Here is a 22,585-nt window from a genome sequence, read left to right on the forward strand (position 1 = left end):
ATTATCAAATAACTCTAATCAATTGGCGTTTATTAACTCAAGTGAATTCTCTATTTCTTCATTAGAAACTTTAGAATTCGCTCCAGGCTTACTTGCCACCAATGCTCCTATCGCGCAGGCATAACGCAATGCTTGTTCTGGTGGTTTATTTTTCAGTAATCCATCTAATAGTGCCGCCACGAAAGAATCGCCTGCCCCTACAGTATCAACAACCTCAACCTTTATTGTTTTGCTGTAATAAAAATTTCTTTTATAATATAACACGGCCCCTTCTTCCCCTTTGGTCATACAAATTGCTTCTAAATTGTAGATTCGAGAAAGTACCTTGAAATCGGATTCAATAGTTGTTATTTCTATGTTCAATAATTGAAACAACTCTAAATATTCTTCCTCATTAATTTTAAGGAAATTTGTTTGTTCTAGTAATTCTTTAAGTATTAGTGTATCGTAGTAAGGAGATCTCAAATTAACATCCAACACTTTATATGGAGCTATATCTAGTAACTTTAACAATGTTTCATGAGAAACTCTGTTACGATTAATTAGTGACCCGAATATAAACACATCAGAGTTTTTAACAACAGTTTCCATTCTTTCTTCGAACTTGATAAAATCCCAAGCAGAATCTTCAACAATTACATAACTAGCCGATCCTTTGTCATCTAAGCTTACCTCAACCTTTCCTGTTGCAAATTTAGATTTTTGAATATATTCAAGAGATAGTCCTTCATGTTTCATAAAAGATATAATTTCATTCCCTTCAAAATCTTCTCCCACCGAACTCACCATAGTAACCTCATTATTAAAAGATTGCAACCGAATAGCTACATTTAAAGGTGCCCCTCCAATTCTTTTATAGGTAGGAAAAACATCCCACAAAACCTCTCCAAAACAGACTATATTAGACATATGATTTTATTTTGTATGTTTTTAAATTCTTTATTGTAAATTCTTTATCAGAAAATAATGACATTTGTGTCATTTTGTATTTAGGAAAGAAAATTTCTGTAAATACATGTTCTCCTTCATTTAAAAAAATTTCTATGGATGTTTTATCAATTACTACTTCCAAAGCCAATTTTTTATATTGTTTTTTCAATTCGTAAATTAATTTCTCTGTTAAAAACTGATCAGAAAATTTTGGCGCTCCAACCTTACTTCTGTCGATAAAAAATGTTTCAGAAACATTATCTAACCCAAACTCTAGACTGTCACCTTTGTTATTGGACCATGAAAATGTGTAAACTTGACTTGACAAATCATCCAAGCTAATTTTAAAAACAATACTTGACTCAAAACTACCCTTACTCACATCGCATATCGTTGTTTTCAACGGTTTTTTTAATGTATACATCAAATCTGAATTATTAAAAAGTTCTTTCACAGGAAGTGATTTTATGATGTAACTTCCATCTTCTTTCAACCTAAGCTTCAATTCTCTAGGAATGGTCATTGTTCCTCTCCATTCATATGTTGGTACTTTATCAGCATAATTCCAATTTGACATCCAACCGATAAATAATCTTCTCCCATCTTCTTTTGGGACATTCGACCAGGTGACTCCTGCATAATTATCTCTTCCATAATCTAACCAAACAGCTCCGTTTTCATCCAATTGTTTTTTAAAACTTCTATCCACCGTGAATTTCTCACCATCAAAACCCCCAATAAAATACTGCGTTCCTGATCCACCATTCGGACCACCAGGGTTTATACTTTGAAGTAATACCCATTTCTTTTCACCTGTTTCATTAACTTCAAGTTGAAACAAATCAGGGCATTCCCATACTCCTTCATGTGCCCCGATGTCTTTTCCAAAGGATGACACGTACTTCCAATTGATCAAATTTTCTGAACGATAAAATAAGGTTTCAGCATAGGTTGACAATACCATTAACCAACGGTTTCTTTCTTCGTCCCAGATAACTTTTGGATCTCTAAAATCTTTTAATCCAGGATTAGACAAAACTGGATTCCCTTGATACTTTTCCCAAGTAAATCCTTCATCCAAAGAGTAGGCTATTCCTTGAGTTTGATAACCTTCTTCTCCCCTTTTCTCTTTTTCGGGATCATGGTAAGTAAAAATGGCTATAATTGGAACACTATCTCCGTCTCCTAAACCAGATGTATTATTATAATCAACTACCGCGCTACCTGAAAAAATATACCCAAGTTCATCAGGGTAAAGTGCAATTCCATGTTCAGTCCAATTTATAAAATCCTTACTGGTTGCATGTCCCCAATGCATTGGTCCCCAAACATTCCCTTCGGGATAATATTGATAAAACAAATGGTATGTTCCATTTAGAAAAAACATCCCATTAGGATCATTCATCCATTTCGCTTTTGGAGTAAAGTGTATTTGAGGTCGGTACAACCTATTTTCTTCTGAAATATTATTATATAAAGACTTACTACTTTTCAACATAAAAAGACATTGAAGGCATTGACTTATTATTACAAGATTTTAAATGAATCATATTTGTAGTAGGTATATGATACCAAATAAACTTTCATTTTTATGATATTCTTTTTAATGAACTCTTTTAAACAAGTTCAATGATTTTATTCTATAAGCAATATAAAAATAATTGAATTTAAATGTTAAAAAACGAGATTTAAACTCTTAATATTGATAACGAAATCGTTTTCGATTTCCAAAACTAATCTTAGCTTATTTTCTCTTTCAAAAAACCTTTTCTGGAGAGTCCAAGTTATTCAAACGTTCCAATAATGCGGCAGATAATAATGAAATTCCATATTGATAAGACGCATTCATCCAACCAAACCCTTCGCTTGTTATGTATTCAAAATCTACTCCTACATTACCATATTCAGCAAATACTTTATGGGTAGCCTCTACTACATCATATTTTTCTGGAATTGTACCATTATAATCGACTGCATTTTTTGTAATCATATATAACCATCGATAAATTACTTCTTGTGCTTCATCTTTAAATCCATAATTCAATAAGCCTTTCCAAATCATCATTTGATGAGGCGCCCAACCATTTGGATAATCCCATTGTCGTTGAGGGCGTTCTTTCGAAATTTCACCTCTACTTTCTTTAGTACATCCGGCAATGCCACCGTTTTCCAGCAGTAAAGGCAATATATTTTTAACCAAAGCTTGAGCCTGTTCTTCCGATGCCAAATTACACCATAACGGAATTAAAGATGTCGCTGAAACAAACGGCACCTGTTCATAAGTTATCCAATTGTAATCAAAATAACAATTGGCTTCCCCATTCCATAAATACGTATTAATTAATTCTTTTCTATTATGCGCTTTTTCCTCCCAAAAATCACTCGTCATTCCTTCAAAACTATTATTAAACTCTTCACTGATTAATTCTGCAAAGTCCGTTTCATATTTGTATAGAAAAGCATTTAATTCTACTAAATTAAGATCTGCACAGTTCCCGTCAATTCTGTATGAAGTATCATGCCCTGACTCTCTTACGCTTCTGTCATGAATAAAATAGGTATCTAAATAATGATTACTTACTTCTCCATTAACATATTTTCTTTCATACTCATTCATCGTAAGTCCGAGTTTCTCTGCACAAGGAATCATAACAGCATCAAAATGACCTTCCTCACACTCTGGAGGGATTCCTATTCCTTCAGCAAGATAGCGGTTTAACCCATTTCTGGTTTCCCTCTTCCCTTCAACCATCCAAACAGTTTCATATTCTTTTATCGCTGTTTTCAAATGACTCTTTAACCATGCCTTATCTTTTGTTACCTCATAAACTTCACGAATTAAAGATGTATAAAAAGGAGGTTGTGTTCTTGTCAGATAATAACTTCTATTCGCATTTAAAATTTTTCCATAATGCTTTATTTCATATTGAAAATTATCTGCCATTCCTTTGGCTAAGTGAACCTTTCCATCGATTAACAGACCAATAGCTTCAAAATAACTATCCCATCCGTACATTTCATTAAAACGACCACCAGGAACTACAAAAGGTACCGCCTGTATTTCCCCATTAACTTCTTCTAACTTTAAACTTAAAACTCCTGGTTTTTTATTAATAGATTTCACATACTCTGGAGTAATTTCCTTTGGTAATTTTACCGTTTCTATTAACAATTCACCTTCTAGTTTTTTATAATAATCAAATGCCAATTCATCATAAAAAGGAACATATACTGGAAGTCTCTCTGCAGTTAAAGATTCATTTTTGGTATCAGCAATTAAACGTTCAATACCATTAGCTCCCATAGTTCTTGTCAGTCCATTCCAATAATAATCTCTTATCATTCTAGAAACCCTAATTGTTGGTAACTCTTCAATAATAGATTTTGTAATTTCTAACTCTGTTTCACCCTTATTTCTAGCGATAACCAATTCCTGAAGTAGATTGGATAAATGGTATGTTCCTTCTATTACACATAGAGCTTCACCAGAAGTTATGGTAAATGACTTTGGCCCATTATCTTCAATAGTTATTTTTTTATCTCCATCCGTATCTTCTTGTGCTAAAAGAGATTTTAAAGTACGCTCTATGGGAATCTTAAACTTCATTTTGTTTTACTTTTTTATTTAAAAAGATGATTGCGACTAAAATTGCAGACATTGGTATCAGAGAGAGATAGAACACACGATCGCCTCCAAGTAAATCGAATAGATTACCAATAATTATTGAGCCTAATGTTCCTCCAATTGCAGAAAAGAATGTTAATATTCCAGCCAAAGCACTATGCTGTGACTTATCTGTATTCGATAAAACCGTTGAACTTAATAATGGGTATAATGGAGCTAAAAACAGACCTATCATGGGAAATAAAAAAGAAACCAATGGCAAATCACCAATTGAGTTGACTTCTTGATTAGGAACGTTATTAGCCATTGGCAATACGATTATTACTAATATTCCTGCTAAAACAAGCCCGGTGATAGCAATATAAAACCATTTTACTTTCTTCACTAATATCCCAGTAATAAACCTACCAATAGCAAATGATGCCATTAAAATGACCGCTACTTGAGTAGCTAATGCAGATGAAATATGTAATGTTTCTTTGTTAAAAGTTGGAAGCCATGTCATGATTCCCTGTTCAGTCATCACATAGAAAAAGGCAAAAATCGCAAATATCCAAATTATGGGTTTAGAGAAAAGTTGAAACATGTTTCTAAAATCCTCTTTCATGGTCGTATCCTTTCTATCCACTTCAATATCGAACTTAGAAAATAGGATAATAAAGAACGATATAGCAATAAGTCCAGCCATTAATAAATATCCTTTCAACCAATTACTGGGATCAGGGTGTTCGTAAAAGAGAGGAAAAACTAGGTACATAAAAATAATTCCAACCATAAAGGTGGTTTCTATATAACTCATTAATTGACTATGGTCCTTTTTAGATTCTGTTATATATCCAATTAAAGCATATACCGCTACTTTAACTATAGCAAAGGTCATTCCTGTAATTGCAAACAAAATTTTCACCGCCCAAAATGAATTCCCCATATACATTCCTAAACAACCTACGAAAACCAACACAAGGCTAATAAGCATTCCTTTTTTATACCCTAGTCTAGGAAGAAAAGAGCCAATAATAAAAGAGACAAAAGCTATGGAAAGATCTTTAAAAGGCTCCAATAGCGCTGCATCAGTTTTTAACACTCCATAAACTTCTTGCGAACGTTCTACCAAAATTCCAACACTATTTAAAAGTGCTGCAAAAACGAAGTAGATTAAAAACAACGATATTTTAATTCCAAAATGTTTCATACTAATGAATTGATTAAATCTATAAATTAATGACCTGCAATAGGAGGAACTTCGATTCCCTTTTCAGAGTCTTTCGGTTCTTTTAAACGCAGGGCTAATACTCCTGAAATGGCGAAAAACACTCCCGCAAATACAATCGCATTGATTGGGCTATCATTTAGAGCATATTTTACAATAGGTCCAAAACTTACAGTTTCAATAAGCATAGGAATAACAATCATCATATTCACAATTCCCATGTATACCCCTCGCCTCGTAGCTGGAATTACTTTTGACACCATGGCATAAGGAATCCCCATCATTGCTGCCCATCCAATTCCTAATAAAATCATTGGTATGAGTAATAAGTATTGATGCTGAATAAAAGGTAAGGAAAGCATTGACAAGGCTGATAAAAACAAACTCAAAACATATACTTTCTTCGACCCGAACTTACTCGCAAGCGGAACCAAAGCTAAAGCCACGATCATGGTTACGAAGTTATATGTTCCATTCATTAGCCCTACTTGAGCCAGAGCATCGCTATCACTATTTCCTGAAATAGAATGTTTCAACATGGGAGAGATAAATTGCCAATAAATAAATAGTGCGTACCATTGAAAAAAATACACACCAGATAGTTTCCACATAAACTTCGGCATATCGGCTATTGCTTCAGCAGCTTCCAGTAAAGGCATTAATAAATCTCCAAACTTTCTAAAGGTATCGTTTTCGGGATTTTTCTTTATCAATCGATATAAAAAATAAAGCCACATAAATGCAATGCCTAGCATTATCACTACTAACAAATTAAAATTTACAAATAGGTAGGGAAAGAGATAGGCAAAACCCAAACCTAGCAATAGAGGAGCTGACAACACAATAAATAATGCGCTTAACACCTGAATAAATGGATGCGGCTTGCCTTCATTAAACTTCTCTATCTCCTTCAATTCCTCTTCAGAAGGAGGAATTTCGGGTGTTTTCATCACCGACCACAATACGGTTCCAATAGAAGCTATAGCTCCTAAGAAAAAAGAATAATATACCCAAGTAGGAATTGCGTGCAACGTCTCATTTCCTCCCGAATCACTAAACCATCCTTGAAACAAGAATAATGAAAAGTTGGCAATTGTAATTCCAGCCCCCACAAACAGACTCTGCATTTGGTATCCAAACGTTAATTGATTGTCTGGTAATTTATCTCCTACAAAAGCTCTATATGGTTCCATCGCTGTATTATTTGCAGCATCTAAAATCCAAAGTAGTCCGACAGCAAACCATAATTCGGGACTAAAAGGGAAGGCCAATAAACACAAACTTGCCAAGATGGCTCCTATTAAAAAAAATGGTTTTCGTCGTCCATATTTAGGAGACCAGGTTTTATCTGAAATAGCTCCAATAATTGGCTGAATTAACAATCCTGTTACAGGTCCTGCTAAATTCAATAATGGTAATTCATCATGATGAGCTCCTAAGAATTCAAAAATAGGATTTACTGCCGATTGCTGCAACCCGAAACTAAATTGAATTCCGAAAAAACCGACATTCATATTCCATATTTGCCAAAAGGAAAGTTTAGGTTTTGTTATCATTTTCAGTTGTTTTAAAAGATTAGTAAATAAAGAAAGGCAGCCAAAACACTTCCTGTAATAGGTCCCAAAACAGGAATCCATGCATAATTCCAATTACTCTTGCCTTTATAAATAATTGTATGAGCTAATCTAGGGCCTAAGTCTCTCGCAGGGTTTATAGCATACCCAGTTGTTCCTCCCAAACTTAATCCAATACCCCAAACTAGTATTGCTACGGGCAATGCTCCAATACTTCCTAAACCAATTGGAATTTCTGTATTATTAAATTCGAATGACGCCCCTGTTATATATAAAATCACAAAAATGAGCACAAACGTTCCAATACACTCTGATATAAAATTATGTAGGTTATGTCGTATCGCTGGGATCGTTGAAAAAGTTACCAATTTATCATCATGAGATTCCGTAATACGATAATGTTGTATGTAAAATAGGTAAACCGTTAAAGCTCCTAAAAAAGCTCCTAGAAGTTGCGCTCCTATATAAGTTGGAACAACTGCCCAACTTATTTTTTCAAGAATTGCGAAGCTAATAGTTACCGCAGGGTTTAAATGTGCTCCACTTGAAGACCCCGCTACCACTACTCCAACATAAACCGCAAATGCCCATGCAGTTGTAATAACTATCCAAGCATCATTTCCACCGAATTTTGTTCCTTTTAGAACCACATTGGCTACCACGCCATTTCCGAGTAAGATCAGTAAAAATGTTCCGATTGATTCAGCTACAAAAACACTCATAATAAAACTGTTTAATTTGACATGTTAATTCTGGGTATTTTTCCTTTTCAGTGAAATTGCAAATCCTCCTCCAGAAGCCATTGATAAGTCTAATGATTTTTCTGCGGTTAACTCTATCTCTTCAATTTTATAATCTTGGGGATTATCATTCCAATGGGCTTTTTCTCCATCTTTATAAATTGTTCCTTTATAAGTAACACCTTTATCAAGGAAATCGAACGTTAATGTTACTTTTCGGGCTTCTTCGTTATTAATTCCTCCAATAAACCAATTCTCTGTTTCCCTTTCTTTTCTAGCAATCGTTACAAAATCTCCTACTTCACCATTTAACACCTTAGTCTCTTTCCAATTTACTCCTACATCACTAATAAATTGAAACATTGGATGAATTTTCCCTTCTTTTAAATAATGCTCTGGAAGATCGCAAGCCATTTGAATTGGACTATTAATTACAACATATAAAGCTAATTGATGCGCCAATGTTGTATTTACCTGATTTCCTTTTCTATATTCGTCAAACTTAATATTAAATACACCTGGTGTAAAATCAATCGGGCCGCTTAACATTCTAGTAAAAGCAACTGTTGGTAAATGATTTGGAGGGTTTCCTCCATCACTTGCCCAAGCATTAAATTCTTGCCCTCTTAGTCCTTCTCTCGCTATAGCGTTTGGATACGTTCTTCTCTTACCAGTTCCTTTAATTGGTTCATGCGCATTTACTGCTATTTTCTTTTTAGCAGCTTCTTCTAATACTTTATGATAATGATTCACCATCCATTGTCCATGATGATATTCTCCTTTCGGGAAGATAGTTCCTACATATCCTGTTTTTACTGAGTTAATTCCATGTTTTTTCATGAAATTGTAAGCAACTTCCATTTGTTTTTCATAAGTTCTTGGAGCCGATGATGTTTCATGATGCATAATTATTTCTATTCCTTTTTCCTGAGCATATTGCATCACTTCATCAAAATTGTAATCCGGATAAGGAGTCATGAAATCAAAAATACCTTCGCGATTCCCACTTAACCATTGACTCCACCCAGTATTCCATCCTTCAACTAACATTCCTTTGATATTATTACCCGAAGCAAAGTCAATCAACTTCTTAGCGTTTTCCGTCGTTGCTCCGTGGCTTTTAGAACTAGCATTTCCTTCAACATAAGTAGTCATGTCTTGACTTGCTTCAAAATCCCAGGTCGACTTTCCAATATGCATTTCCCACCAAATACCAACATATTTCATTGGTGTAAAATAACTGACGTCACCAATAGCATTCGGATCATTTAAGTTAACTATAAGATTTGATTCAATTAAATCTCCAGCTTTTTCTGAGATTTGAATTGTTCTCCATGGGGTCTTGAAGGGTACGGTTATTTTTGCCTTCGCTTCTAAATTTTTTGATCCTACTAACTCACTCACAAAAGCGGTATTTTCTTTATCCACTTTCAAAGTCATCCCTGAATAATCAGTTAAATCTGCTTCATGAAAACTAAGGTAAAGCCCATTATTTGTTTTTAAAGTTACTGGAGTATTTACTGCATTCTCTGGAATATAGCTAGCACTTAAATTGGGATGATTCCTTTTTGACAATGCGTCAATCTCTGAAAATTTCGATTCCGTATATAGATGTTCGTAAATATCCCAATCTCCAGGAATCCACCACGTCGTATGATCGCCAGTTAAATTAAATTCGGTATTTTCATCAGTAATGATAAGTTCTTTTGCGTTTTCCTGCTCAGGAAATTCATATCGAAATCCTATTCCATCATCAAAAACTCTAAAATTCACAACCAACTGTCTTTTTGTTTCTGACTGTTCTTCTAATAGAATTTTCAATTCATTATAAGTATTACGCACATCCAACTGCTCTCCCCAAGGCATTTGCCAAGTATCATCAACTTTAGTTATGCTTGCCTCCGCTATTTTAAAATTAGATTTTAACGGTGCTTGTGTTTTAAATTCAAAACCAATTCCTGAAGAATCAATTACAGTTTTGTTTTCTTTGAATACTTTGTAATAAGGCTCACCTTTTTTATTTAAATTAAAGGTTACCTCAATAGTGTTATCAGGTGACTTTATCCGTAAGACTTCTTCTTTTTGATTACATGATGCTATCAAAAGAAAGTACATAAAGTAAAAATAATAGAGTCTCATAATTTCAAGTGTTAGTTAATACCATTTCAACCTTAATATGACGCATATAAATTGTTTCTATATGGTTTGATTGTTGTTAAAGAATAAACCTGTAGCTGTAGCTATAGCTATGACTGTGTTTATTGTCTAAATTTATTTATACGACATTTCAAAATTCAATTGGTATGAGTTAATTTTCGATAGGCATGTATACTTCTGTTTTCCAGCGTAACGCATCACCTCCATAATTGGGGTTATTATGAAAAATTTCAACTGGTTTTCGAGAAATCGTTATTTTATTTCTCTCTGCATAATTCAAAAGTTTATACCAAGCTCTATCCGATGTTATGTAATTTCCATTGTAAATTACCTTTAAGGCATTTACACTTTTGTTCTGTTTGTATTGAATTTCTGGGTGATTAGGTAAAGAATCATTTTTTATGATAGGAAAGCAAAAATTGAAATGTATACTATCCTTTTCAATATCCCAATACTTAATTTCAACAAATGGAAGACCGTTATAATCAATGTTATTTTTATTTAGAAAACCACTTAAAAAAGAGTAATACTTCATCATTCCAAAAGCCTTTTCATGTTGCCTTCCTTTAATATTTACATAAGCGCAGTAAGTTTCTTTTAAATTACTTTTTTGAACTTCTGACACTTTAATTTCTGACAAATGCTTTGTTAATCCATTAAAAAAATCACTTACTGTTTTTTTTACTCTCTTTTCAAAATTTGTATTCGTAAAAGGAATTGCTATTTTATTCTGAATACTATTATTTTCATCAGTTACATATATTTTGACCTTTGAAATAGAATCATTCAGTCGTTCCATATTCCAATCAAATGTAAACAGCGAATCCTTTGTAGATACTTTCTGTAATAAATGACCTAATTCTATTTGTTCTAATGATGAATTATCTTTTAGAGTTTTGTTCCAAGATTTTAGTGATTGATTAATCGTTCCAGTAGTTGTTTTTACCTTGAACGTAACTAGATAATCGTAAGGTTTGATTAATAAATACCAAAGCAAACCTGCTAGTAACAGCATTGCAACAAGTCCCCATATTTTCTTCACAAGATTGGTTTTATTTTATATTATTCTTTTTTCAAGAGAATCAAATCTCTTTAACTCTCTATTAGTTCATCATTTTAAGGTTCTCAACAACTAAATCTCCGACCTTTCTCCCCTGTCCTACACCGATTTCAACCGCTGCTCTATAGTGAATTCCTCCATACATTCTGCTAATAGCCGCTTCATCTGCTGCGGCTTTAAATGAAGGAAACGATCTAATTGGCAATCCATAAGGTGTTTCTGTATCATCTTTAAAATTAAAGTCGTCTCCAAAAATTGAAGTTAAAACCGTTGAAGCCGCACCAGAAACTACAGAATGCCCACTTGTATATTCTGGAAATGGAGGAGTTTGTAATATCGGCTTCCATTCATCATTAAAATATTTGTTAATTAAGGTTTCTGGTCTCACCAAATTACTCCTATACTTTTCATCCCAGCAACTTATAAAGGCATCGGCAATTGCTATCGATGTTTTGGTATAAGCATAAATTGTCTCGTTAAAATCTGATTGGCTTTTCTTAGTAGCAATTTTCACTATCCCAATCCAATGAGCTCCAGGTGTTATTTTTTTTATCGCAAACATTAAATGCCCTCTCGTTACAGAAACATAAGGGTTACAATCCCAAAACTGAGCGATTTCGATTTTTTTTGAACTATCACCTTCCTCATCCAACTGTAAACTAATATCATATACTTCTTTCAATTCCTTATAAAAATCAGAACCTTTGTCCATTGAAAAAGCTGGTGGAGGAACAGGTTTGAATTGCGCTGCCGAATCCAAAACAAATGTTCGTATTTTATTCCAGTGAGGTTCTAAACCATCCATATATGATGGAGGCGTAGGTTGCCACCTACTTTCAATATCAGAATCTACTACATATTTCGACATCGTTCTGGTTTGAGCATAGTTATCTTTATTCATCCAATTAGAAACATACTCAGATACTTTTAAACCATATTCTTTGGCATCTTCAAACTCTTTTTCATTTTTTGCATTCCAAACTGAATATAAACTATCGCGATATTCATCCATTTTTTGTTCAGAAAAAATCAGTTCTTTACTCAAGTCTATATGGGCTATTAAAGCAGCTAACGGATAATTAACTTTCTTTTGTGCTTTCGGTATTCCTTCAAAATGTTGTATCTGATCACTTAAAGAATTATACGTACTATCATTTTGGGCAATGATTTCGTAAGCCGCAATATTCGGATAAGCAAAAACCCTACTCGCTACTGGAGGTGAAAAAATATCGTGAACCATAATTTCGATAACCTTATCAACTGATTGATGAAAATTATCTGTTGTTACCTGAATAGGTTCTGTATTTTTCTTGCATGCTTGACTGAACACAAGAAATGGTATTAGGAATAAAAATTTATACTGTTTTTGCTTCATTTTATTTGGTTAATTTATACACTTGAACCTTATCGTTGTTTATGGTTGTTAACAAATAAGGCACTTCGTTTAATGATATTATTTGTAAGTTTTTCACTGCCTTTCTACTAAATTCTAGACCAAGCACATTTCCTAAACTTATTTTATTTTCAGCATAGATCATTGCTCCTGGAAATGAATCGAATCGTCCATGAAATGGACTGACTCCAAAATAATTACCTCCTGCAAGTATTTCGCTCTCTCCGTTTTGATCGAAATCATATTCTAAGAATGAAAAAATTGGTGCTACTTGAAGTTCGTTCTGAAACGGCACAAAAACAAAAGAACTACCTTCATTTTTAAGATAACCAGAAGCCAATGTATGCACTTCTAAAACTTGGGCCTTGTTTAAAACTGAACTTTCAAAAATGCCTTCTATCGGCTTACCTGCAAAACTCTTATAGGTTGTGAATTTTTTTCTTAAACTAACTATTTGACTAGCTAACTCATCTAAACCTAATAGTGGATAATAATCACCATTTTTGTAGTTGCATACAATAGTTTCGGTACTTCCATTTTTATCAAAATCGGCATAATACATTCGTAATGGATGTTTTACTGAGGCTTTAAATTTCGAATTTGTACCCCAATTACCCAATATGTAATCAATATCTCCATCATTATCAATATCAAAAGGGGCAATTTGCTGCCATAACCCTTTTAAATTATCCACCTTTTTCTCTTCTTTAAAACTTCCATTTATATTTCTAAAGAACTTTGGGTTCATCCATTCCCCAACAACGATTAAATCCATGTTTCCATCTGAATCAAAATCATCCCAAAGAGCATCGGTAATCATTCCTGCATTTTGAAAAGGTTGTTTTTCAAGTAGTGAAAATTCTCCATTGGTATTTTTTAAAATAAAGGAATTGGGCATTGCTCCGAAGTCGTTCGAAACAGAATTACTTCCAATGAAAAGATCTAAATCCCCATCTTTATCGTAATCACAAGCCTCTATCACAGAAGCATTCTCGAAAAACTCAGGAAAATTCTGTTTAGTAAAACCATTTTCGGTTTGTTGATAATAGCTATCTAATAATGGCTTCATTTTCTTGAAAAAATCGCCGCCACCAGTACCTATAACCATATCGCTTTTGTGATCATTATTAAAGTCAGAAATAATAGCGACCACATCTTCTTTCTTAACATCTTCCGTTAAAGAAGGAACCTGTTCTTCTACAAAACAAGTATCTTTTTGAACAAATACTTTTCCTGATTTAAATTTAGAACCTCCGAAATAAACATCTTCTTTACCATCATCGTTTAAATCGCCAATAGCCGTGGCAGGGCCTCGATCTGATACTTGATAAGGAATTAACTTTTGTCGAGTAAAATCAATATAATTATCTTCTTTATGTATAAAATCAATTCCTAAATTATTTTCTATTCTTTCAAATAAAATGTGCGGATTACTAGATGCAGAATCAATTTTAATGGCTACAGTATTTTCAGGACTTATTTCTAACTTCTGATTTACGGCTACTTCTTTTAAAACTTGATATGTTTTATTTGGCCAAACAATTTTAAGAGAATCTATTGTTAGATCTTGCCCGTATCCGAAATGAATTATTGGTTCGGAAGATGCTTGAAAACCGCGAACTGTATACAACTCTTTATATTGTAATTTCCCTTTTGAATAGGAATATACTTTTGTTCCAATTCCATATGAATTGGACTTATGATACTTAAAACTTAACTGCAGATAATTGGCTTTCTGATTCGTTTGATTTATATAAAGGGCAACTTCCTCATTCAAATTACTAACTACCAAATCAAGATCACCATCATTATCCAAATCACCCATCGCTGATGCACTAGAAACTGTTTTTTTATTAGGAATCCAAATCTTAGATTTATCTTCAAATTTCAAATCTTTTGAACCTTTAAAAATGTAATTCTGAACCGCTCCAGACGGCATCATTTCCAAGGCTTCTTTATCTACCAACTTCGTATTATCAATTTTGTTTTGAATCTGATCACTTGACACAAACTTTATATAATCTAGGTCATTAGGTCTCTTTGGAATTCCATTAGCTATAAATAAATCTTGTTCTCCATCTTGATCATAGTCAGCAAACAAACTACTCCAACTCCAATCTGTCGCGGACACTCCGCTCAATAAAGCTGTTTCCAAATAAGGATTATTCGCTTGATTTACATAGAGCATATTTCTTGTAAATTGATAGTGATAACCAAAATTATTAATTCTCATTTTTTGAACCTGCACATTATCATCTCCTTCGGACGTTTTTAAGACAACCTCATCTTCTGGTAACATATCCAAGGAAATAATATCTGGATAACCATCATGATTAATATCAGCAACATCATTCCCCATAGAGAAACGCGATATATGACCGAAATACTCTTTTAATTTTTCAAAAAAGGTTCCGTCTCCATTATTTAAATAATAATAATCATCTTCATGAAAGTCATTTCCCACATAGATATCTGGATAACCATCCTGATTAAAATCAGAAATAGTAACTCCCAAGCCATACCCGTTTATGCCTCCATAAATTCCAGCTTCTTCACTAACATCTGTAAATATTCCACCATCATTTCGAAGTAATTTATCTCCTGTTTGATAGTTTCTTTTATTTCTTAGTTCTGCCTTTCCAAAAGATTCTGGTGTATGAATCGCGTGGTTTAATAAATAGATATCTAAATCACCGTCTAAATCGTAGTCGAGAAAAGCCGCCGAGGAGCTATAAGAATCAAAATCTAGTTTATATTTCTGTGCACTTTCTGTAAATGTTTCATCGCCATTATTAATATACAATTCATTGTAGCCATAAAATCCATTGACTCCCACAACCGCACAAACATATATATCCAATAAACCATCACCATTTACATCTCCCATTACGGCTCCAGTATTCCAAGAACTATTTCCAGCAACACCTGCCTTTTCTGTTATGTCTTCAAATCGTAAATTTCCTTTGTTTATAAACAGCTTATTCTTTACTTGATTTCCCGACAGAAAAACATCTAACAATCCGTCGTTATTGATATCACCTAAAGCAACACCTCCTCCATTATAGAAATATAAGTACCCGAGAATATTAACATCATCGGTTTCTTTTAAAGTATTTACAAAAGTTAATCCTGTATCTTGAGATGCAGGTGTTTTAAACAATAAATCTGCTTCTTTTGTACATCCAAAGAATAGAAAAACGACCCCAAGTATGATTGTACCGTACTTATTCATTTATAGAGAATATTTTTGGAGTGTCATTATTTACGGCAGCAACAATAAAAGTTTTACCATTTTTATCGTTAATCGTTTTTAAATGTTTGACCTCATTTTTAATAACAAATCCACTCTTGTTGTAATCTTGCCAATCAAAGTCAAGTTTACCATCTCCTAGCAAAACACTTCCAAAATTTGCATCTAGCCTAGAGTATTGAGGTTTAAACTCAAAATTATTACCAGCAGTTAAAATATCAATGTTTCCATCATTGTTAAGGTCTTTACAGATAATTCCGCAGACGCAAGAAAACTGTACATTACTTGGTAATTTTTTAATACTGAATTTTCCTTCTCCGTTGTTTACCGCTATAATCGTTTCAGAAATTGACATTTTCTTTACTATGGATTTATCGAATATTTCTTTCGGAAATAATTCGTCAATTGATTTACCAGCATATTCGGAAGCTTTTAGATTCTGTTTTTTAAGAGATACTAATTGAGCTGTTAATTCCTTTTTCATGTGAACTGGGTAATCTTTACCATCTTGTTGTTTGGTTAGGATTTGCTCAATGGTTCCGTTATTATCAAAGTCATTGATCCATAATTTTAAAGGGGCTTTCTCTGATGCTTTATGAAAAGTATTGCTTCCTTGATTACCAAAAACAAAATCTAAATCACCATCATTATCTAAATCCACAGCCTCAAGTGCATTCCACATTCCATATAAATTATCTAATGACGTCTTTTGTTTTATAAGTCGCCTCCCATTATTCTTATATATTTTCGGAGTATCCCACTCTGAAGTTGTTACTAAATCTTTAATATTATCTCCATCAGTATCAACCCAAACTGCACTTGTAATCATGCCTGCATTTCGAACTTCATAAGCTACTTTTTCAGAAACCTCTTCAAACGTTCCGTCACCATTATTTTCCAAGAATTGGTGATTCGGATTTACTCCATAGGTCCCCACTACACTTCTAGATCCTACAAACACATCAATGTCACCATCATTGTCAAAATCAGTTGGTGCTATTACAGAAATATTCTTTCTTAAAGAAGGTAATGGTTGTGTTGAATTAAAGTTACCTTTTCCATCGTTCATATATAATCGAACGTTGTAATTTTTGGACTGCCCAACTTCATTTCCACCAGAACCTATCATTAAATCGATAAAACCATCACCATTGGCATCAAAAAAACTTGCGGCAGTATCTTCATAAAGAGCATCGGTTATAAATACGTTTTGACTTGATTTTTTCGTTTTTCCATCTCCTAAGTTTAGGTATAAGGTTCCCGCTTGTTTCTTACCTCCACCAATGTAAAAGTCTTCATTTCCGTCATTATTTACATCTCCAACTGCCAGCGCGGGGCCTTCCTGTGATAGCATTTTGTTAATTAAACCTTCATAATCAAAATCTGAATAACTGTTTTCAATATGTTTTTCAAGGTTTGTATTTTTCACCTCTGAAATCAATGTTTTTTTCTGTGTCTTATCAAAAGGTTTATGAAGTTCAGTTGCTTCCGTTTGCTTTAATGACAAGGTAGTATTCACATCAAGATTAGTCAATAATTGCGTTTTATCATCTGGCCAAATGACACGTAAAGAATCAATTTTTTTTGCCTTTCCTAAACCAATTGTCATTCCATAATCCATAGAAGATTGAAACCCTCTTGAAGGAATCAGTTCTTGAAAATAAACTTTATCATCATAATATAATTTCACGGTACTACCGATAGCAAACTTATTTACTGGTTTTCCTTCAAGTTTTAATTTGATATGATTATTATCGGTAAGCTCGTCAGTATTGTTTTTGTAAACAAAAGTTTTCATGTTTACATTATTAACTATTAAATCAAGATCTCCATCATTATCCAAATCTCCATAAGCAACTCCATTGGACATACTTGGAATTTCAAATCCCCATTCTTTGTTCGCATTTTTAAAAGTTATGTCTCCATTATTTTTAAACGCATAATTGGGTTGAGGCTTTATTGGCATTTTATTAATGATTGAATCTATCGCTTGCTTTCTGCCTGTTAAAGCCATTTTTTGAATGATTTCATTCGCGAAAAAATCAACAAAATCTAAATCCGTTAAATCATGATTAATTCCATTGGTTACAAAAATATCTCGGTAACCATCATTGTCCATATCAAATAAAAGACCTGCCCAACTCCAGTCTGTTTTCGCCACTCCACTAAAATAGGCCACCTCAGAAAAGGTTTGGTTTCCATTGTTTAATTGTAAGGTATTTTGAATATACTGCTGTGAGAAGTCTTTACTTTGTTTTAGCTTGAATATGTTATAGTTTTCAAACTCCATTACTGATTTTATTCTTTTTTCAGCTTCTGGCAACATATCGGTAATAAACACATCGGCATTTCCATCGTTATTTATATCGGCAATATCTACCCCCATTGCAGACAAACTTAAATGCGATATCCAATTTTTAATATCTTCTTTAAAGGTTCCATCTTGATTATTTAAGTATAAATAATCTCTTTCGTAAAAATCGTTGGAAACATAAATATCAGGATACAAATCACCATTTATATCGGTAATCATCACTCCAAGCCCAAAACCAATTAAGCTTCCGTAAATACCAGCGTCTTCACTAACATCAACAAACTTCCCTCCATCATTACGCAATAACATATCACCTACTCCTCTGAAAATATGAGGGACATTTTCCCAATCTTGCGCTCGCTTTTCACGTTGTTCTGCATAGCCTAAACTACTTACTGGGATATTGCTATTATTTAAAATATAAGCATCTAAATCACCGTCTTTATCGTAATCAAAGAAAGTGGCATGTGTTGAAAATCCTGTTTTCGCCAAATTATACTCAGCCGCCTTTTCAGTAAAGGTTAAATTACCATTATTTATATACAAATCATTATCATGATTATCACCCTTTAAGTTTCCTGCGTTACTGACGTAAATATCCAACAAACCATCTTGATTAATATCGACCATCACAACACCTGTAGACCATGGTTTATTCCCTTCGATTCCCGCACTTTTAGAAATATCTTCAAACTCCCAATTCCCTTTATTTAAATAGAGTTTATTCGTTACCATGTTTCCTGTTAAATAAATATCAGGAAGACCATCGTTATTAATATCACCAATAGCAACTCCTCCACCGTTATAGAAATTTCTATACTTAAAGATGTTGAAATCTTTTTGATTTTTGACTTTGTTTATAAAATCAACTCCTGTCTCTTCAGAAGGCAATAGTGTAAATAATGTTTTATCTTTTATTTCATGTTTCTTCTCATTTTTACTACAGGAACTTAGAAAAACACATGCAACAATGGTTAAAGCGATTTTGTTTAGCATAAAAGTTTAGTCATTTATTTTTAAAAAAACAGGGGTATCATTATTTCGTGAAATCAAGAAATAGTGACTGTCTTTAATTTTTAATTTATCAATATTTCGAGCATCTCCCGCCACATTAAATTTATGATTTAATTCTTCTTTAAAAAAACCATTTTTATCATTCATTAAAATTACCCCATGTAAAGCATCTAACTTACCTAACTGGGTATTAATATGATAATTATTCCCTACAAGGAATAGGTCTAAAAACCCATCATTATTAAAGTCTTTAATTTCTATATCATTCACTGAGGAAACTTGAGCAGCAAAAGGTAATTGGTGTTTTTTAAATGTACCATCTCCTTTATTTTCGAAGTAGCAACTGGCTAGCTGAAAAACATACTTCTTCTCTGCTTCATTAATTTTTTCTTGTGAAAGTAAATCTGTAAAATTAGCTTCCGCAAAATCCTTGTAATACAAATACTTTTTATTTAGAAAAGGTAACTGAGAAGACAATATATCTTTTGAAACCAATACAGTCTCTTTCTCATCATGAAAATGGGTAATTACTGGATCTACTTTCGCATTGCTATCAAAATCGTTTCTATATAACGTTACAGGCTCCTTTACAGAAGGCTTTAATCTTGTATTTAGTCCCCAATTACCAGCAACAATATCAATATCTCCATCATTGTCAAAATCAGCAGCTTTTACTGTATTCCACCAACCATGAGTTTTCTCTAATCCATTTTGACTCTGAAGTGATAGCCTTTTGCCATCATTTAAAAAAATACTCACAGGCATCCATTTTCCTACGAGAATGGCATCTAAAAATGTATCATTATTTACATCAATCCATAAAATATCCTGAACATTACCTATTTTTTGAAATTCAGTACTCATTTTTCTCGTAACCTCTTGAAAATTTCCTCTACCATCATTTTTATAAATAAATTGTTTTGGAGATTTCCCAAATTCCCAAGGAACAAGGTTTGCTGTAATACAAACATCTTCATCTCCATCATTATCAATATCTATTGATTGAACCGAAGATGCGTTAATTTCCAATTCTTTAAACTGGGTTTTATCTTCTTCAAAGACACCTTGTTTATTTATATATAATCTTGGTTGTAATGGTTTTCCTTTACGAAATTCATTTCCTCCACTAACTACAAGTAAATCTTTATATGTATCAGTATTAGCATTAAAAAAAATGGCCTTTATATCTTCACTTTTAGCACTTATTTGAAAAATTGAATCTTGTATAGAAGTAAAGTCCCCCTCTAAGTTTTGAATAAATAATTTACTGGGTTGTAACTTACCTCCACAGATAAAAACATCATCTGTTCCATCCTTATTTATATCAGTAATTGCTGCATCGGGTCCCAAATTCGTGCTCGCAAAAGGAATCAAAGGATCTCTATTAAATTCAATAGACTGTCTATCGTAATGCTTAAATTCTAATAGGGAATCATGACTCACTAAAAATGTTTTCTCTTCCTTTAAGTTTTCTATTGAATCGTTAATTAAAGCATCTTTTTCAAAAAGTTTAATAGTTTGATTACTTTTTATATTTTTAAGTGTTTGAGAAACTCCATTGCTCCAAATTACACGTAACGAATCAATTGATTGGTTTTCTCCTAAACCTAAATGAATCTTTGGTTGCGTTGCAGAAAGATATCCTTTAGTCGTATAATTTTCCTCAGTAATTACCTGGTCTTTTATATATGCTTTTAATTTGGCTCCAATACCAAAAGTATTTTTTGCTCCACCTTTTAATTCAATAGAAAGGTAGTTGTTTCTTAAAGTTTCGTTTGTTGTATTTTTAAGTAAATATGCTTGTTCATTTACATTGTTAATCACTAAATCCAAATCTCCGTCATTATCTAAATCCACTGCAATACCTCCATTACTAAATGAATCCGGATGATCTCCCCATTTCATTGTTACATTTTCAAAACTTCGGTTTCTTTTATTTTGATAAAAATAGTTTTGTACTTTCTTTTCGGGTATATTTTTAGAAAGCTCAACATTTTTTTGTGAACTTTCTGTTGCTAATTGTTTTTGAATTTCATTATCCGATATAAAGTTAATGAAGTCCATATCATTCGTTGCTCCTAAAATACCGTTGGTTATGTATAGATCTTTGAAACCATCGTTATCAAAATCACCTACTATCGGACTCCATGACCATTCCGTTGCTGCTATTCCACTTAAATAAGCCGTTTCGCTAAAAGTTGTATTTCCATTATTATAATGCAAAGTGTTTTGCATAAACTGAGGAGTATATCCGTTTTTTAAATAATACTCGTAGGTTTGATATGGATACTCTAATCCTGACGTTTTGTAGGTTTTAAGATCTTCTGGAAGCATATCGAGAGAAATAATATCCAAGTTTTCATCATTGTTTAAATCTGCTATTGCATTTCCCATAGAATAATGCGACGTGTGCCCAAGTTTTCTCTTATTTTCAGAAATAATCTCTTTAAAGGTTTTGTCTTGGTTATTTAAATAGAGGTAATCATTCTCGAAAAAATCATTACCGACATAAATATCAGGGTATCCGTCGTTGTTAATGTCTCCTACTGAAACTCCTAATCCATACCCAATCTTTCCTTGAAAAATTCCAGCTTTCGCTGATACGTCAAAATACTTCCCTTCAATGTTTTCAAAAAGTTTATCTCCAGAAACATCGTCTATTAAATTTCTGGAACTACCTCGGTTATAATTACTATTCGGATATAACGAATGGTTCAATAAAAACATATCTAAATCTCCATCTCTGTCATAATCAAAAAACACCGATTGTGTAGCGAACGACTTAATGTTTAGATTATACAACAAAGCTTCTTCTTTAAAAAAAGGAATCCCTTTTTCGTCAACACCTTGGTTCACAAATAACAAATTTCTTCCCGAAACAGAAAGATGCTTTCCTATTTTACAAACATATATATCTAAAAGTCCGTCGTTGTTTATATCAACAGTAGTTACTCCAGTAGTCCATGGAGTATTATTCTTTACTCCTGATTTCTCTGTTATATTTTTAAAACTAAAATCTCCTAAATTAAGGTACAATTTATCAGAAAACTGATTACTTACAAAGTATAAATCTGCATAGCCATCATTATTAAAGTCGCCTGAAGCTACTCCAGCGCCATTATAGAAATAGAGATAGTTTAAAATATTTAACTCCTTGCTATTTTCAATATTGTTCTGAAAATCAATACTTGTATCCCTACTTTTTAAAGTAATAAATAGTGCACTTTCTTTTTTACAAGAGAGTAGTAGTAAAAACAATAAAACAAACAGCAAAAAACTTTTCATAATTGGAAAAAATATGAAGTTTTTCAACAAATA

Annotated in this window: 12 protein-coding genes; all 12 read right to left on the reverse strand. The window is 32.9% G+C overall.

From position 1 onward, the window contains the following. Positions 1 to 18: 18 nt before the first annotated feature. A complete protein-coding gene (locus BLW23_RS11420; RefSeq protein ID WP_093669940.1) occupies positions 19 to 909 on the reverse strand; it encodes a carbohydrate kinase family protein in 891 nt (296 codons plus the stop codon). Beyond that, complete coding sequence (locus BLW23_RS11425) at positions 902 to 2,428, reverse strand: glycoside hydrolase family 32 protein (RefSeq protein WP_093669942.1); 1,527 nt, start codon at positions 2,426 to 2,428, stop codon at positions 902 to 904. Before BLW23_RS11425 ends, BLW23_RS11420 begins: the two co-directional genes overlap by 8 nt. A gap of 258 nt (positions 2,429 to 2,686) precedes the next feature. Beyond that, positions 2,687 to 4,537: an alpha,alpha-trehalase gene (locus BLW23_RS11430; RefSeq protein ID WP_093669944.1), complete on the reverse strand. Its 1,851-nt coding sequence runs from the start codon at positions 4,535 to 4,537 to the stop codon at positions 2,687 to 2,689. Beyond that, positions 4,527 to 5,747: an MFS transporter gene (locus BLW23_RS11435; RefSeq protein ID WP_093669946.1), complete on the reverse strand. Its 1,221-nt coding sequence runs from the start codon at positions 5,745 to 5,747 to the stop codon at positions 4,527 to 4,529. Before BLW23_RS11435 ends, BLW23_RS11430 begins: the two co-directional genes overlap by 11 nt. Before the next feature lie 26 nt (positions 5,748 to 5,773). Further along, positions 5,774 to 7,321 (reverse strand): MFS transporter, encoded by a 1,548-nt coding sequence (locus BLW23_RS23680; protein WP_093669948.1) that lies wholly within the window; start codon positions 7,319 to 7,321, stop codon positions 5,774 to 5,776. Between the two features lie 11 nt (positions 7,322 to 7,332). Beyond that, positions 7,333 to 8,061: an MIP/aquaporin family protein gene (locus BLW23_RS11445; protein WP_093669950.1), complete on the reverse strand. Its 729-nt coding sequence runs from the start codon at positions 8,059 to 8,061 to the stop codon at positions 7,333 to 7,335. 24 nt (positions 8,062 to 8,085) lie between these two features. Further along, entirely contained in the window at positions 8,086 to 10,218 is a 2,133-nt protein-coding gene (locus BLW23_RS11450) for a glycoside hydrolase family 97 protein (RefSeq protein ID WP_093669952.1), read from the reverse strand. 169 nt (positions 10,219 to 10,387) lie between these two features. Beyond that, positions 10,388 to 11,278 carry a GyrI-like domain-containing protein gene (locus BLW23_RS11455; RefSeq protein ID WP_093669954.1) on the reverse strand — a complete coding sequence of 297 codons (891 nt, stop codon included), beginning with the start codon at positions 11,276 to 11,278 and terminating at the stop codon, positions 10,388 to 10,390. A 61-nt stretch (positions 11,279 to 11,339) separates the two neighbouring features. Next, complete coding sequence (locus tag BLW23_RS11460; protein ID WP_093669956.1) at positions 11,340 to 12,671, reverse strand: vanadium-dependent haloperoxidase; 1,332 nt, start codon at positions 12,669 to 12,671, stop codon at positions 11,340 to 11,342. A 1-nt stretch (position 12,672) separates the two neighbouring features. Next, on the reverse strand, positions 12,673 to 15,921 hold the full coding sequence (locus tag BLW23_RS11465; protein WP_093669958.1) for a VCBS repeat-containing protein: 3,249 nt from the start codon (positions 15,919 to 15,921) through the stop codon (positions 12,673 to 12,675). Then, a complete protein-coding gene (locus BLW23_RS11470; RefSeq protein WP_093669960.1) occupies positions 15,914 to 19,249 on the reverse strand; it encodes a VCBS repeat-containing protein in 3,336 nt (1,111 codons plus the stop codon). The genes BLW23_RS11465 and BLW23_RS11470 overlap by 8 nt, the downstream gene beginning before the upstream one ends. Positions 19,250 to 19,255: 6 nt before the next feature. After that, positions 19,256 to 22,552 (reverse strand): VCBS repeat-containing protein, encoded by a 3,297-nt coding sequence (locus tag BLW23_RS11475; RefSeq protein ID WP_093669962.1) that lies wholly within the window; start codon positions 22,550 to 22,552, stop codon positions 19,256 to 19,258. Between the last annotated feature and the right edge of the window lie 33 nt (positions 22,553 to 22,585).

The organism is Tenacibaculum sp. MAR_2009_124, assembly GCF_900105455.1.
In the GTDB taxonomy this organism is placed as follows: domain Bacteria; phylum Bacteroidota; class Bacteroidia; order Flavobacteriales; family Flavobacteriaceae; genus Polaribacter.

Coding starts and splice junctions, on each gene's coding strand:
- BLW23_RS11430 (WP_093669944.1), bottom strand. CDS start 4,537: ATGAAGTTTAAGATTCCCATAGAGCGTACTTTAAAATCTCTTTTAGCA.
- BLW23_RS11445 (WP_093669950.1), bottom strand. CDS start 8,061: ATGAGTGTTTTTGTAGCTGAATCAATCGGAACATTTTTACTGATCTTA.
- BLW23_RS11425 (WP_093669942.1), bottom strand. CDS start 2,428: ATGTTGAAAAGTAGTAAGTCTTTATATAATAATATTTCAGAAGAAAAT.
- BLW23_RS11420 (WP_093669940.1), bottom strand. CDS start 909: ATGTCTAATATAGTCTGTTTTGGAGAGGTTTTGTGGGATGTTTTTCCT.
- BLW23_RS11460 (WP_093669956.1), bottom strand. CDS start 12,671: ATGAAGCAAAAACAGTATAAATTTTTATTCCTAATACCATTTCTTGTG.
- BLW23_RS11470 (WP_093669960.1), bottom strand. CDS start 19,249: ATGCTAAACAAAATCGCTTTAACCATTGTTGCATGTGTTTTTCTAAGT.
- BLW23_RS11465 (WP_093669958.1), bottom strand. CDS start 15,921: ATGAATAAGTACGGTACAATCATACTTGGGGTCGTTTTTCTATTCTTT.
- BLW23_RS11435 (WP_093669946.1), bottom strand. CDS start 5,747: ATGAAACATTTTGGAATTAAAATATCGTTGTTTTTAATCTACTTCGTT.
- BLW23_RS11450 (WP_093669952.1), bottom strand. CDS start 10,218: ATGAGACTCTATTATTTTTACTTTATGTACTTTCTTTTGATAGCATCA.
- BLW23_RS23680 (WP_093669948.1), bottom strand. CDS start 7,321: ATGATAACAAAACCTAAACTTTCCTTTTGGCAAATATGGAATATGAAT.
- BLW23_RS11475 (WP_093669962.1), bottom strand. CDS start 22,552: ATGAAAAGTTTTTTGCTGTTTGTTTTATTGTTTTTACTACTACTCTCT.